The organism is Microbispora sp. NPDC046933, from assembly GCF_040644635.1.
Classification (GTDB): domain Bacteria; phylum Actinomycetota; class Actinomycetes; order Streptosporangiales; family Streptosporangiaceae; genus Microbispora.
This window is the reverse complement of record NZ_JBEYWW010000039.1, coordinates 14,211-28,433: the sequence shown is the minus strand read 5'-3', so window position 1 is coordinate 28,433 and position 14,223 is coordinate 14,211. Positions and strand designations below refer to the sequence as shown.

Here is a 14,223-nt window from a genome sequence, read left to right as displayed (position 1 = left end):
GTCTTACGGTCTCTCCAACCCCCAACCCCACCCGGAGGACCTCATGGACCGACGAACTCCCCGCCGGGCCGCGTTCGCGGCCTTCATCGGCACCACGATCGAGTGGTACGACTTCTACGTCTACGCGACCGCCGCCGCCCTCGTCTTCGGAGGCGTCTTCTTCCCGGCGTCCACCGATCCGCTGGTCGGTGTCATGGCGGCGTTCGCGACGTACGCCGTCGGGTTCTTCGCGCGTCCCCTGGGCGGCGTGGTGTTCGGCCACTTCGGCGACCGGCTCGGCCGCAAGTCGGCGCTGGTCGTCACGCTGCTGATGATGGGCGTGGCGACCTTCGCCGTCGGACTGCTGCCCACCTACGCCTCCGTCGGAGCGGCCGCGCCCGCGCTGCTGGTGCTGCTGCGGTTCGTCCAGGGCCTCGCCGTCGGCGGCGAGTGGGGCGGGGCGGCGCTGATGGCGGTCGAGCACGCCCCGGAGGGGAAGAAGACCTTCTACGGGTCGTTCGCCCAGCTCGGCAACTCCGCGGGCGCCCTGCTCGCGACCGGGGCGTTCAGCCTGATGACCTCGCTCGGCGACGAGGCTCTGCGCGAGTGGGCCTGGCGGGTGCCGTTCCTCGTCTCGGCGGTCCTGGTGCTCGTCGGCATGTTCATCCGGCTGCGGGTCGAGGAGTCGCCGGTCTTCGAGCAGGTCAGGCAGCGGCGTGAGAGCGCGCCCGCGGCCGCCGCGGAGCTTCCGATCAAGGCCGTGCTGCGGTCGTCGTGGCGGCCCGTGCTGCTCGGCATCGGGGCGCTCCCGGTGGCCATCGGCGGCTACTACATCGCGACGACCTTCCTGCTCGCGTACGCGACCGGCGCCGACGTCGGCGTCGACGAGCAGGTGGTGCTCAACGGGCTCAGTTTCGCCGCGTTCGTCGAACTCGTCGCCACGCTCGCCATCTCATGGCTGGGTGACAGGGTCGGCGGGCGGCGGGTCGTCATCGCCGGGCTGGTCGCGGTGGCCCTGCTGGCGGTGCCGCAGTTCACGGTCATGGGGACGCGCAACACGGTCCTCATCTTCCTGATGCTGGGCCTCATGCGGCTGGCCATGTCCGCGACGTACGGGCCGATGGCCACGCTGCTCGCGGAGATGTTCCCCCCGAACGTCCGCTACACGGGCATGTCGCTGGCCTACCAGGTGGCCGGGGCGATCTTCGGCGGGCTCTCGCCGCTGGCGGCGACCGCCCTCGTCCAGGCCGGCGGCGGGGGGCCCGCGCCCGCCATCGGGCTGCTGATCGGGATGTGCCTGCTCAGCGTGGTCTGCCTGGCCGTCGCGCCACGCCACCGCGACACCTCGGCCGTCTCCGGCGTTCCCGCCGTCTCCCAGTGATCCAGTAGTTGGAGGAGTCTTGTCCGCGATCGTCATCACCAACGCCAAGGTCCGCACCATGGACCCCGGTGCGCCCAGGGGAGAGTCCCTGGCCGTACGCGACGGCCGCGTCCTCGCCGTCGGCCGGGACGCGGACGTGTCGGCCGTGGCCGGACCCGGCGCCGAGGTGATCGACGCCGGCGGCCGCACGGTGCTGCCGGGGTTCATCGACCCGCACAACCACCTGCTGTCCACGGCCGAGTCCCTGGTGTCCGTCGACGCCCGTTACCCGGCCGTGGGGAGCGCCGCCGACCTGGTGGCGGTGATCGCCGCGGAGGCGGAGCGTACGCCGCCGGGCCAGTGGATCAGGGCGTTCGGCATGGACGACGCGAAGTTCCCCGGGGGCCGGCCCTCCCGCCGGGACCTGGACGAGGCGACGACCGAGCACCCCGTGATCGTCTACCACGTCTCCGGCCACCACGCCGTGGTCAACTCCGCCGCGCTGGCGTGGCGGGGCATCACCGCGGACGTGGCCGACCCGGTCGGCGGCGCCTTCCTGCGCGACGAGGGCGGCCGGCTCACCGGGATGGTGCTGGACTCCGCGATGCAGCTGCTGCTGCCGACCGCGGTGGACATCGGCTGTCACGGCCCCAACTTCCACACCGATCTCCCGGCGGAGCAGCTGCTGTCCTGGCTCGCCGCCGCCGGTGAGAGGTACCTGTCGGCGGGACTCACGACGGTGTGCGACCCCCAGGTGTCCCGCCGTGAGCTGTCGATCTACCGGGCCGCGCACGCCGCGGGCACGCTGCCGGTGCGCACGGTCTGCATGCCTTTGTCGCACATGCTGGACGACCTGGCCGCGCTCGGCCTGGCCGGTCCCTTCGGCGACGACATGCTGCGCCTGGGCGCGATGAAGTTCTACTGCGACGGCACGCTGCTCGGCGGCACCGCCCTGTTCAGCGAGCCGTACGGCGAGGGCGGGCAGTTCACCGGCTCCACCTATCACCGGCCCGAGCGCCTCACCGACCTCGTCCGCCGGGCGGCCGAGGCGGGCTGGCAGGTCGGCATCCACACGCAGGGCGATCTCGCGATGGCCTACACGCTCGACGCGATCAAGGCCGCGGTGGCCGTGTCGGGGGACGACGCCCGGCCGCGCATCGAGCACTGCGGCCACCCGACGCCCGACCAGGTGCGCGATTTCGCCGCGCTCGGCGTGATCCCGGTCAACCAGCCGAACTTCCTGCACGACAGCGGCAGGGACTTCGTACGGCGGCTGGGGGAGCGCCGCGCCCACCGGCTCCAGCCGATGCGCGAGGAGATCGACGCCGGGCTCCGCCCGGTGCTGTCGAGCGACTCGTTCGTGTCCTCGCTGCGGCCGATGGAGACCGTGGCCAACGCCGTGCGGCGGCGCACCCGGGAGGGCGACCCCATCGGCGCCGACCACGCCGTCACCCTGGACGAGGCGCTGCGCGCCCACACCGCCGACGCGGCGTACGCGCTGCGGATGGAGGACCGCATCGGCTCCCTGACGCCGGGCAAGCTGGCCGACGTCGTCGTCCTGGACCACGACCTCGACCGCCTCGGCGTGGACGAGCTGGCGGGGGTGGACGCGTGGCTGACGATGCTGGGCGGACGAGTGGTCCACCGCTCCTGAGGCGTGACGCAGGGGTGTGGCGTCTCACAGTCCGGGAATCGGAGAAGTGTGGACGGGCGGGCGGGGTCTTGCGCTAAGGGGTGTGACTTCTGCCACGATGTCCCCATATGCGCCCGGTCGCCCACCCCAGCGGCCGTACGCCAGACGACCCGGCCTTCCCGCGGGGGTGACCCCACCCGCGAGGGCCCGAGACGCACAGGAGTGGCACGTGACAGCCGACGCCCCTCGTGGTGTAGACGCACCCCCGGAGCTCGTCCAACTGCTCACCCCGGAAGGGGAGCGGGTCGAGCATCCCGACTACGACATCGAGCTGACCGCGGAGGAGGTCCGCTCCCTCTACCGTGACCTGGTCCTCGTCCGCCGCGTCGACCTGGAGGCCGTCGCGCTCCAGCGGCAGGGCGAGCTCGGCATCTGGGCGTCCCTGCTCGGGCAGGAGGCGGCCCAGATCGGCTCGGGCCGGGCGCTCACGGACGCCGACATGGTCTTCCCCACCTATCGAGAGCACGGCGTGGCCTGGTGCCGCGACGTCGACCCGGTCAAGCTGCTCGGCCTGTTCCGCGGCGTGAGCAACGGCGGATGGGACCCGGCCGAGCACAACTTCCACCTCTACACGATCGTCATCGGCTCCCAGACCCTGCACGCGGTCGGGTACGCCATGGGCATCCAGCGCGACGGCGCCGAGGCGGCCACGATCGTCTACTTCGGCGACGGCGCGACCTCCCAGGGCGACGTGAACGAGTCCTTCATCTGGGCCTCCGTGTTCAACGCCCCCATCGTGTTCTTCTGTCAGAACAACCAGTGGGCCATCTCCGAGCCGCTGGAGAAGCAGTCGAAGATCCCGCTCTACAAGAGGGCGTCCGGCTTCGGCTTCCCCGGGATCCGGGTGGACGGCAACGACGTGTTCGCCTGCCTCGCCGTGACCCGCCGCGCGCTGCGCAACGCCCGCGAGGGGCAGGGGCCGACGCTGATCGAGGCGTTCACCTACCGCATGGGCGCGCACACCACCTCCGACGACCCGACCCGCTACCGGCTGGCCGACGAGCTGGAGGCGTGGAAGCTGAAGGACCCCATCGAGCGGGTCAAGGCGTACCTGTTCAAGAACCAGCTCGCCGACCAGGAGTTCTTCGAGAAGATCGACGCCGAGGCCGACGCGCTCGGCAAGGACGTGCGAAGCCGGTGCCTTGCGCTGCCCGACCCGCCGCCCGGGGCTATCTTTGATCACGTGTACGCCGGTGCCCACCCACTCCTCGACGAGGAACGCGAGCAGTACCTGACCTACCTGGCGGGGTTCGAACGATGACCACACTGACCCTCGCCAAGGCGTTGAACGAGGGCCTCCGCCGCTCGATGGAGGACGACCCCAAGGTGCTCGTGATGGGAGAGGACGTCGGCAAGCTCGGCGGCGTCTTCCGCGTCACCGACGGCCTGCAGAAGGACTTCGGCGAGGACCGCGTGATCGACACGCCGCTCGCCGAGTCGGGCATCATCGGGACGGCGATCGGCCTGGCCCTGCGCGGCTACCGGCCGGTCTGCGAGATCCAGTTCGACGGGTTCGTGTTCCCGGCCGCCGACCAGATCATCACCCAGCTCGCCAAGATGCCGCTGCGGTCGCTCGGCACGCTCAAGCTGCCGGTCGTCGTACGCATCCCCTGCGGCGGCGGCATCGGGGCGGTCGAGCACCACTCCGAGTCGCCCGAGGTGTATTTCACCCACACCGCGGGCCTGCGGGTGGTCGCGTGCTCGAACCCCGTGGACGCGTACACGATGATCCAGGACGCCGTCCGCTGCGACGATCCGATCATCTTCTTCGAGCCCAAGCGCCGTTACTGGGACAAGGCCGACGTCGACCTCGCCGCCCCCGGCCTGCCGCTCGACCGCGCCCGCACCGTACGGCAGGGCCGCGACGTCACGCTGGTCGCGTACGGGCCGATGGTGAAGACCTGTCTGGAGGCCGCCGCGGCGGCGCAGGAGGACGGGCGGGACATCGAGGTCATCGACCTGCGCTCGCTCAACCCTCTCGACGTGGACGTCCTGACCGAGTCCGTGACGCGGACCGGGCGGTGCGTGGTCGTCCACGAGGCCCCCGTCTTCACCGGCTTCGGGGCCGAAATCGCCGCGCGCGTCACCGAGCGCTGCTTCTACAGCCTGGAGGCGCCCGTGCTGCGGGTGGGCGGGTTCTCCACGCCCTACCCGCCGTCCCGGCTGGAGGACCACTACCTGCCCGACCTGGACCGCGTGCTCGACGCCGTGGACCGCTCGTTCGCGTACTGAGGGGGAGGGACTTCTCATGCTCCGTGAGTTCAGGCTCCCCGACGTGGGCGAGGGACTGACCGAGGCCGAGATCGTCAAGTGGCACGTCGCCCCGGGCGACCCGGTGAAGATCAACCAGACGATCGTGGAGATCGAGACGGCCAAGGCCGTCGTCGAGCTGCCGTGCCCGTACGAGGGCACCGTCTCCGCCCTGATGGTCAGCGAGGGCCAGACCGTGGACGTCGGCGCCCCGATCATCTCGGTCGAGGACGGCGAGGGCGGTGGCGCCGACGCGGGCCGGGAGGCGCTGGCGGACGACATGGTGCCGGACCCGCGGAACGGCGCCCCGGCGAAGGAGGAGCGCCAGCCGGTGCTGGTCGGGTACGGCGTCAAGACGGCCGCCACCCGCCGCCGCCCCCGCAAGCTGGCCGCGTCGGCCCCGCCCGCCGCGTCCGCCCCGCCGGTCTCGTCTGCTCCACCGGTCTCGTCGGCTCCGCCGGTTGTGCCGGTTCCGCCCGTCCGGACCGCCGCGCCCCCGCCGACCCCTCCCGCTCCGGCCGGTGCCGTCCAGGGCGACGGCTCCGCGGCGCCTGCACGGGCACGCGTCCTGGCCAAGCCGCCGGTCCGCAAGCTCGCCAAGGACCTCGGCGTCGACCTGACCACCCTCACGGGCACCGGCCCCCAGGGGTCGATCACCCGGGCGGACGTGGAGGCCGCGGTGGCGGCGCCCGCCGCCGCTCCGGCCGCCGTGCGGCGGGAGGCCGGGGCGAGGGAGGAGCGCATCCCGGTCAGAGGGGTCAGGAAGGCGACCGCGCAGGCGATGGTGGCCAGCGCGTTCTCGGCCCCGCACGTGACCGAGTGGCTGCAGGTCGACGTGACCGAGACGATGGAGGCGGTCAGGCGGCTGCGCACGCTGCCGGAGTTCGCCGAGGTCAAGGTCTCCCCGCTGCTGCTCGTGGCGAAGGCCCTGATCACCGCGGTCAAGCGGCACCCGATGGTCAACGCCGCGTGGACCGGCGAGGAGATCGTGGTCAAGCACTACGTGAACCTCGGCATCGCCGCCGCCACCGACCGCGGGCTGATCGTGCCGAACGTCAAGGACGCCGACGCGATGTCGCTGCCCGAGCTCGCCCGGGCGCTCGGCGAGCTCACCGAGCGGGCGCGGGCCGGGAAGTGCCAGCCCGCCGAGCTGAGCGGCGGCACGATCACGATCACCAACGTGGGCGTCTTCGGCGTCGACGCGGGCACCCCGATCCTCAATCCCGGAGAGGTGGCGATCCTCGCCGTGGGCCAGATCAGGGACATGCCCTGGGTGGTCGACGGGCAGCTCGCGGTCCGCAAGGTCACCACGCTGGCGCTGTCGTTCGACCACCGCGTGGTCGACGGCGAGCTCGGCTCGTACGTCCTGCGCGACGTCGGCGCCATGCTGGAGGACCCTCTCCGCATGCTCGCCTGGAGCTGAGGAGGTACGAAGAAGCGCCCCGACGGCGAGTGGGAGAACGCCCCGCGAGCCGGAGGGGCGCCCCCGGCGCGGGCTGGGTCGTCGTGCGTTTCCGAGGCAACGCAAGCAGGATGCAAGATCCGAACCAGTGAGGTTCAAGCTCGGATTCCTACCGTTCGCTTGTGATCCTCATCCTGAGCGACCGGCAGGACACCACCGTGCGCCGCGTCATCCCGAAGATCGAGCGTCTGGGCGTCCCCGTGACCCGTTGGGACAGCGGTGAGTTTCCCGCCGGGTCACGGGTGACGGCGGCCCTCGCCCGCGGCCCCCGCCGGCCGGCCGCGGCCCCGGCCGGGGAGAGCACCGGGCGGTCGGCGGCATGACCGCCGTATCCGTGACCGCGTTCGCCGCGGTCCTCGCCGAAGCCGTCGAACTGCTGCGCGGCCTGCGCCGCCGCCGTGCGGCCGTTCCCGAGGCCAGGAGCCTGGCCGCGGCGTGGGCGGCCACCCACCCGGACGCGCGGGCCCAGCTCGTCGTCGGCCTGCGTCCGGACAGCCCGCTGGTCGACTACGACCTGCTCGTCGAACATCCGGAGGGCGGCACGGTGGCCCTGTCCGCCTCGCCGGACGTCGGCGTGCCCTGGACGGCCGAGTCCCCGGTCCACTGGGCCGCTGGAAATTGGGCCGCCGGAAACTGGGCCGCCGGATACCTGGTCACGGTCGACCGCGTGCGCCTGCGCGTCGCCGAGGCGCTCATGCTGCCGCGCCGGCGGCCGTACGGCGACCGCGACGTCCACGACGAGATCGTCGAGCAGTGCCTGCTGATGAACGAGACGCTGGAGGACGGCGAGCCCCTCGACGAGGCCGACATCCGGGCCGCCGCCGAGGAGTTCCGCGCCGGTCACGGCCTGCGCGACCGCGCCTCCACGCTGGCCTGGCTGGCGGAGATGTCGCTGTCCGGCGAGCAGTTCGAGGCGTTCATCGCCGGCATCGCGCGGCGGCGGCGCTTCCGGCGGCGCAAGGAGGCCGAGCTCGCACCGGCCCACCTCGCCGCCCACCGCTGCGACTTCGACCGCGTACGCGCCCTGTGGGTGTCGGGCTCGCAGCCGGTGAACGGGGAGCTGCTACGCGGCGTGGGCGGCCTGGTGGGCTGCGGGGAGGCCGTGGTGACCGTGGGTGAGCGGTGGGCCAGGGATCTGCCCGGGCCCCTGCGCCACGCCGCGCACGACACGCTGATCGGCCCGGTGGCGTACGGCGACGGCTATCTGACCGGGATCGTGCTGGAGCGCCGGGTGGCGCGGGACGACCCGGAGACGCTGGCCGCGGCGGGCGAGACCGCCTTCGGAGCGTGGCTCGCCGCACGGCGCAGGCGGGCCTCCATCGAGTGGCACTGGCTCTGAGACCAGTCAGCGGACGAGGTGGCGGCGTCCGCGGGGCGGGGTCCGCCCCGCGGCGCGGGGGATGAGAGGATGAGCGCCGTGAAGAGCGCGGCCGGTGGGGCCGCGCGGGTCGCGTCCCAGGGGGAGTGCATGTTCCGCCACGTCGTGCTGCTGAAGTGGACCGAGGACGCCACCGAGGAGCAGCGCGCCGAGGTGGCCAGGCGGCTGGGCGGGCTGCCGGATGTCATCCCCGAGCTGCGCGCCTACCAGATCGGCTCGGACGCGGGCGTCAACCAGGGCAACTTCTCCTTCGCCGTGGTCGCCGACTTCGACTCCGCGGAGGACTACGTCGTCTACCGCGACCACCCGGCCCACCGGGCCGTGATCGACGAGTGCATCACGCCGATCCTCGCCGCCCGCGCGGCCGTGCAGTACGTCCTCTAGTGCGCATGCAGTGACTCGACCGCTTCGACCAGAGGGGCGAGCCGGGGGTTCTCGGCCGCCTGGTCGAGTGCCTCCCGCAGGGCGGCGTCGTTCGTGGGCCGGGCCTCGGCGAGCAGCGCCAGGCCCGTCGGGCTGACGTCGGTGTAGATCCCACGGCGGTCGGTGGGGCACAGGTAGCGGGTGAGCAGTCCCCGCTCTTCGAGCCGGGTCACCAGGCGCGTCGTCGCGCTCTGGCTGAGCACCACGGCGTCGGCGACCTGCTTCATCTGCAGGTGGCCGCCGGGGCCGTCGTGCTGCCGACTGAGCGTCTCCAGCAGGGAGTACTCCCGCACGCTCAGGCCGTGCTTGCTCTGCAGGGCGCGTTCGATGTGCGCCTCGATCTTCTCGTGCAACAGGGAGAGCGCGCACCAGCCCTGCGCGAGTGCGGTGAGGGCGGGATCGGCGGCCGTCATCGACTCTCCCTCCGTACGCGTGTGACTGGGACGAGGATACCCCACCCATGCAATAGCCCGCGCTTGCAAGTATTCGGCGTCTGCAACTATTGTCGGCGCCTGTTAATTGCTCCTGCAATCGTTGGGGGACGTCCTCATGCCTCTCGCACTCGTAGCCCTCGCCATCGGGGCCTTCGGGATCGGGACCACCGAGTTCGTGATCACGGGGTTGCTCCCGCAGGTGGCGTCCGACCTCGGGGTCTCCATCCCGACCGTCGGCCTGCTCGTCACGGGGTACGCCCTGGGCGTGGTCGTCGGCGCCCCGCCGATGACCGTGCTGGGGACAGCCATGTCCCGCAAGCGCGTGCTGATGCTGCTGATGGGGCTGTTCATCGCCGGCAACCTGCTGTCGGCCCTCGCGCCGGGCTTCGGAGTGATGCTGGCGGGCCGGGTGATCGCCTCGCTGGCGCACGGCGCGTTCTTCGGCATCGGCTCCGTGGTCGCGGCCGAACTGGTCGCTCCGCATCGGAGGGCCGCGGCGATCGCGCTGATGTTCACCGGCCTGACCGTGGCCAACGTCGTGGGCGTGCCCCTGGGCACTCTGATCGGCCAGGTCGCCGGCTGGCGGACGACCTTCGCCGTGGTCGCCGGGCTCGGCGCCGTCGGCCTGATCGGCGTCGCCGCGCTCGTGCCCGAGATGCCGCGCCCGGAGGGCGTACGCCTGCGTCACGAAGTGGCCGCGCTCCGCGACGTCCAGGTGCTGCTGGCGATGGGCATGACCGTGCTCGGGTTCGGCGGCGTCTTCGCGGCCATCACGTACATCGCGCCGATGATGACCCGGGTGGCGGGCTACCCCGAAGGTGCGGTCACCTGGCTGCTGGTCCTCTTCGGCCTCGGCATGGTCGCCGGCAACCTCGTGGGCGGAAGGTTCGCCGACCGGGCGCTGATGCCGATGCTGTACGTCTCGCTGGGCGCCCTCGCGGTCGTCCTCGCCGCCTTCACGCTGACCGCGCACAGCAAGATCCTCGCCGCGGTGACCGTCACCCTGGTCGGGGCGCTCGGCTTCGCCACCGTGCCGCCGCTGCAGAAGCGCGTGCTCGACCTGGCCCACGGCGCGCCGACGCTGGCCTCGGCCGTCAACATCGGCGCCTTCAACCTCGGCAACGCCCTGAGCTCCTGGCTCGGCGGCCTCGTCATCGCGGCGGGTCTGGGCTACACCGCGCCCAACTGGGTGGGTGCCCTCCTCACCGCCTCCGCGCTCGTGCTCGCCGTCCTGTCGGCCGCCCTCGAACGCCGCTCCGCCGTGGTCGCGGCCGTCTGACCTTCTCCTTCACACTCCCGGGCATGCTCACGCGAAGGGCGAGCGGGCCGGCGCCCCTCGTCCTCCCGGTCGCGCACGTGCCATGCCGGACGATCACCGGTGCCAGGCGGTGACGGGTCCGTTCTGTGCCGCTTGCTGGAACCTCATTTCGCCGCACACTTTCACCCCCCGCCCCGTGCGAGATCAAGGCCACGCCTGATAACGATTCAGATACGCGAAGCTGGTTCAGAAACATGAACTGGCTATGACCTGCGTCACGGTCTCGATGTGGTCTCCAGTGCGTTCGTGACCTGCGTACCCGCCATTGACGGCGGACAGGGGACGGGCGCATCGTTACGAGGCCAGGCGGTTGTCGGTCCGGGTGCCGCCGTTCACCCGGAGGTACGACGCGCGTGAACCATTTGGACTGGTACGTTCTCGGCGCCTATTTCATCGTCATGGTGGGGATCGGCGTCTACTCGCACCGGCGCATCGGCAATATCAGTGACTTCTTCACCGCGGGGGGCAAGATGCCCTGGTGGCTGGCCGGCATCTCGCACCACATGTCCGGCTACAGCGCCGTCATGTTCACCGGGTACGCCGGCATCGCCTACCTCTACGGCGCCACCTCGTACGTCACCTGGGCCTTCCCGATCGCGATCGGCATCGCGATCGGCTCGGTGCTGTTCGCCCCGAGGCTGAACCGGATCCGCTCGAAGCTCAGGGTCAGCTCGCCGCTGGAGTTCCTCGCCAAGCGGTACAACGTGCCGACCCAGCAGGCGCTCGCCTGGTCCGGCGGCCTGCTGAAGATCGTGGATGTCGGCGCGAAGTGGGCCGCGATCGCCACGCTGCTGTCGACGTTCACCGGCCTGTCGCTCAACCAGGGCATCCTGATCACCGGCGTCGTCACCGCCGTCTACTGCACGGTCGGCGGGCTGTGGGCCGACGCGCTCACCGACTTCGGGCAGTTCGTCATCCAGCTCCTCGCCGGTGTCGTGATGCTCTTCGCCGTCCTCGCCAAGCTCGGCGGCATCGGCGCGGTGGGCGGCATGTGGGACCGGCTGCCGCCCGAGCACGCGCAGCCGCTGAACGGGCCGTTCACCGTGACGTTCCTGCTCGCGTTCCTGTTCATCAAGACGTTCGAGTACAACGGCGGCATGTGGAACCAGGCCCAGCGCTACATGGCCGCGCCGACGGCGGCCCAGGCGGCCCGCGGCGCCCGGCTGTCGGCCGTGCTGTGGGCGGTCTGGCCGCTGCTGCTGTTCTTCCCGATGTGGGCCGCGCCGCTGCTGGTCCACGCGACCAAGGCGGACGCGAGCGACTCGTACGCGCTGCTGACCACCCAGCTCATCCCGCACGGCCTGCTCGGCCTGGTGATCGCCGGCTTCTTCTCGCACACGATGGCGATGGCCTCCTCCGACGCCAACGCGATCGCCTCGGTCTTCACCCGCGACGTGATCCCGGTGCTGTCCCGCGCGGCGCGGGCCTGGGACACCAGGGCCGGCCTGGTCGCGGCCCGGGTCACCACGGTGGCGTTCATCGCGCTGTCGATGGCCGTGGCCACCCAGGTCAACAGCCCGGTGCTGAAGGACATCATCACGGTCGTCATCAAGTGGGTGGCCGGGCTCATGGGCCCGATCTCGATCCCGCTGCTGCTCGGCATGCTGCCGCTGTTCCGCAGGTCAGGCCCGACGGCCGCGCTCGTCTCGTGGGCGGCCGGCCTGTTCGTCTTCTGGCTCACCAACTACGGCATGAGCGACGTCTCGACCGCCGTGGCGACGGCCGCGCCGGTGGCCACCTCGCTGGTGCTTTTCACGATCATCGGCTTCGTCCGCCCGGAGAACACCCCCGAGCGCGAGGAACTGCTCCAGACCGTCAACACCGACGAGGACGGCGCCGCCCGGCCGCTTCCCGCGTCCGCCTGAGGGTGCGCGTGCCTCCACTGACCGCCGCACCGCTCCCCGCGTTCACCTGACCGGCCCGGGGAGCGGTGCGGCCCCGAAACGCGGTACGGCCGCCGCGCCAGATCGTGGGCGGCGGCCGTGCCGAACCAGAAGCAGATCAGAAGGACTCTTCCGGCAGCTCCATGAGGTCCTGGCCGGTGGCGGCGAGCACGCGGCGCTCGGCGGCCAGGCGGGGCAGCACGGTCTGCGCGAAGAACGAGGCCGCCCCGACCTTGCCCGTGTAGAACGCCTTGTCCTCCTCCGAGGCGGACAGGGCGTTCAGCGCGATCTCGGCCTGGCGCAGCAGCAGCCAGCCCAGCACCAGGTCGCCCAGCGCCATGAGGAACCGGGTGGTGTTGAGGCCGACCTTGTAGACCTCCTGCGGCGTCTCCATGGAGGCGATCGCCCAGCCGGCCATCGTGTCGGCCATCGCCTTGACCTCGTCGGCCGCCTCGTCGAGCAGGCCGCGCTCGACCTTCAGCCGTCCGTTGCCCGCCTCCGAGGCGGCGAACGTCTTGATCTCGCCGAGCAGCGCCCCCAGCGCCGCGCCCTGGTTCTTCAGGACCTTGCGGAAGAACAGGTCCTGGCCCTGGATCGCGGTCGTGCCCTCGTACAGCGAGTCGATCTTCGAGTCGCGGATGTACTGCTCGATCGGGTAGTCCTGCAGGAAGCCCGAGCCGCCGAGCGTCTGCAGCGAGCGGGCCAGCAGCTCGTACGACCGCTCGGAGCCGACGCCCTTGACCAGCGGGAGCAGCAGGTCGTTGAGCGCCTCGGCGGCCTCGTCGCGGCGGCCCTCGAACTCCGCGATCTGGATCTGGTCCTGGATGGTCGCCGTGTAGATGACCAGCGCCCGCATGGCCTCGGCGTACGACTTCTGCAGCATGAGCTCGCGGCGTACGTCGGGGTGGTGGGTGATCGGGACGCGCGGGGCGGTCTTGTCGCCCGAGCGGGTGAGGTCGGCGCCCTGGACGCGGTTCTTGGCGAAGTCGAGCGCGTTGAGGTAGCCGGTGGACAGCGTGGCGATGGCCTTGGCGCCCACCATCATGCGGGCGTGCTCGATCACCATGAACATCTGCCGGATGCCGTCGTGCACGTCGCCGACCAGGTAGCCGATGGCGGGGTGCTTCTCGCCGAGCGTGAGCTCGCAGGTCGTGGAGACCTTCAGGCCCATCTTCTTCTCGACGTTGGTGACGTACACGCCGTTGCGCTCGCCCAGCTCGCCGGTCTCCAGGTCCACCAGGTGCTTCGGCACGAGGAACATCGACAGGCCCTTGGTGCCGGGCCTGGCGCCCTCGGGCCGGGCCAGCACGAGGTGGAAGATGTTCTCGGCCATGTCGTGCTCGGCGCTGGTGATGAAGCGCTTGACGCCCTCGATGTGCCAGGTGCCGTCGGGCTGCCGGATCGCCTTCGTACGGCCGGCGCCCACGTCGGAGCCGGCGTCGGGCTCGGTCAGCACCATGGTCGCGCCCCAGCGCCGCTCGACGGCCATCTCGGCGAACCGCTTCTGCTCCGGGGTGCCGAGCTCGAACAGCAGGCGGGCGAAGGCGGGGCCGCAGGCGAACATCCACACGGCGGGGTTGGCGCCGAGCACCATCTCGGCCATGGCCCACACCAGGCTGCGCGGGGCGGGCGTGCCGCCGAGCTCCGGCTGCAGCTCCAGGCGCCACCACTCGGCGTCCACCCAGGCCTGGTAGGAGCGCTTGAAGCTCTCCGGCATGGTCACGCTGTGGGTGGCGGGGTCGAAGACGGGCGGGTGGCGGTCGGCGTCCTCGAACGAGTCGGCGATGGGGCCGGTGGCGAGCCGGTTCACCTCGTCCAGCACGCTTCGCGCGGTGTCCTCGTCCACCTCGGCGAACGGGCCGGTGCCGAGGATCTCCCTGCGCCCGAACACCTCGAAGAGGTTGAACTCCAGGTCGCGGAGGTTGCTCTTGTAGTGACCCATCTGTGTGCGCTCCTAGAACCATGGCGGGGAGTTACATACCGGTCAGTAACCCTGGGATGATGCTACCCACGAGTAACTAGCGATATGCAAGCCCTGTCATG

At 71.4% G+C, this 14,223-nt stretch carries 12 protein-coding genes; 10 read left to right on the top strand and 2 right to left on the bottom strand.

Annotated features, from left to right (window positions below; genetic code table 11):
* Positions 1–43 precede the first annotated feature (43 nt).
* From ABZ857_RS36715 to ABZ857_RS36680, 8 genes are all read left to right on the top strand, one after another.
* Positions 44–1,360, top strand: coding sequence for an MFS transporter (locus tag ABZ857_RS36715; protein WP_357052954.1), 1,317 nt, complete (start codon positions 44–46; stop codon positions 1,358–1,360).
* A gap of 19 nt (positions 1,361–1,379) precedes the next feature.
* A complete protein-coding gene (locus ABZ857_RS36710; protein ID WP_357052952.1) occupies positions 1,380–2,993 on the top strand; it encodes an amidohydrolase in 1,614 nt (537 codons plus the stop codon).
* 208 nt (positions 2,994–3,201) lie between these two features.
* Complete coding sequence (gene pdhA, locus ABZ857_RS36705) at positions 3,202–4,293, top strand: pyruvate dehydrogenase (acetyl-transferring) E1 component subunit alpha (RefSeq protein ID WP_357052948.1); 1,092 nt, start codon at positions 3,202–3,204, stop codon at positions 4,291–4,293.
* Complete coding sequence (locus tag ABZ857_RS36700) at positions 4,290–5,264, top strand: alpha-ketoacid dehydrogenase subunit beta (RefSeq protein ID WP_357052946.1); 975 nt, start codon at positions 4,290–4,292, stop codon at positions 5,262–5,264. Before pdhA ends, ABZ857_RS36700 begins: the two co-directional genes overlap by 4 nt.
* A gap of 16 nt (positions 5,265–5,280) precedes the next feature.
* Positions 5,281–6,705 carry a dihydrolipoamide acetyltransferase family protein gene (locus ABZ857_RS36695; protein WP_357052943.1) on the top strand — a complete coding sequence of 475 codons (1,425 nt, stop codon included), beginning with the start codon at positions 5,281–5,283 and terminating at the stop codon, positions 6,703–6,705.
* A gap of 161 nt (positions 6,706–6,866) precedes the next feature.
* Positions 6,867–7,067 (top strand): hypothetical protein, encoded by a 201-nt coding sequence (locus ABZ857_RS36690; protein WP_357052940.1) that lies wholly within the window; start codon positions 6,867–6,869, stop codon positions 7,065–7,067.
* On the top strand, positions 7,064–8,083 hold the full coding sequence (locus ABZ857_RS36685) for a TIGR04500 family putative peptide maturation system protein (RefSeq protein WP_357052937.1): 1,020 nt from the start codon (positions 7,064–7,066) through the stop codon (positions 8,081–8,083). The genes ABZ857_RS36690 and ABZ857_RS36685 overlap by 4 nt, the downstream gene beginning before the upstream one ends.
* A 69-nt stretch (positions 8,084–8,152) precedes the next feature.
* A complete protein-coding gene (locus ABZ857_RS36680) occupies positions 8,153–8,506 on the top strand; it encodes a Dabb family protein (RefSeq protein WP_357052934.1) in 354 nt (117 codons plus the stop codon).
* Here ABZ857_RS36680 and ABZ857_RS36675 read toward each other — a convergent pair.
* Complete coding sequence (locus ABZ857_RS36675; RefSeq protein ID WP_357052931.1) at positions 8,503–8,958, bottom strand: MarR family transcriptional regulator; 456 nt, start codon at positions 8,956–8,958, stop codon at positions 8,503–8,505. The two genes, ABZ857_RS36680 and ABZ857_RS36675, sit on opposite strands and share 4 nt — an antisense overlap.
* Before the next feature lie 136 nt (positions 8,959–9,094).
* Between ABZ857_RS36675 and ABZ857_RS36670 the strand changes: the two genes are divergently transcribed.
* Positions 9,095–10,258, top strand: a complete 1,164-nt coding sequence (locus ABZ857_RS36670) for an MFS transporter (protein ID WP_357052928.1) — start codon at positions 9,095–9,097, stop codon at positions 10,256–10,258.
* A gap of 392 nt (positions 10,259–10,650) precedes the next feature.
* Entirely contained in the window at positions 10,651–12,162 is a 1,512-nt protein-coding gene (locus tag ABZ857_RS36665) for a sodium:solute symporter family protein (RefSeq protein WP_357052925.1), read from the top strand.
* Between the two features lie 136 nt (positions 12,163–12,298).
* On the opposite strand, the gene ABZ857_RS36660 is transcribed toward ABZ857_RS36665, so the two are convergent.
* Positions 12,299–14,122: an acyl-CoA dehydrogenase gene (locus ABZ857_RS36660; protein ID WP_357052922.1), complete on the bottom strand. Its 1,824-nt coding sequence runs from the start codon at positions 14,120–14,122 to the stop codon at positions 12,299–12,301.
* Between the last annotated feature and the right edge of the window lie 101 nt (positions 14,123–14,223).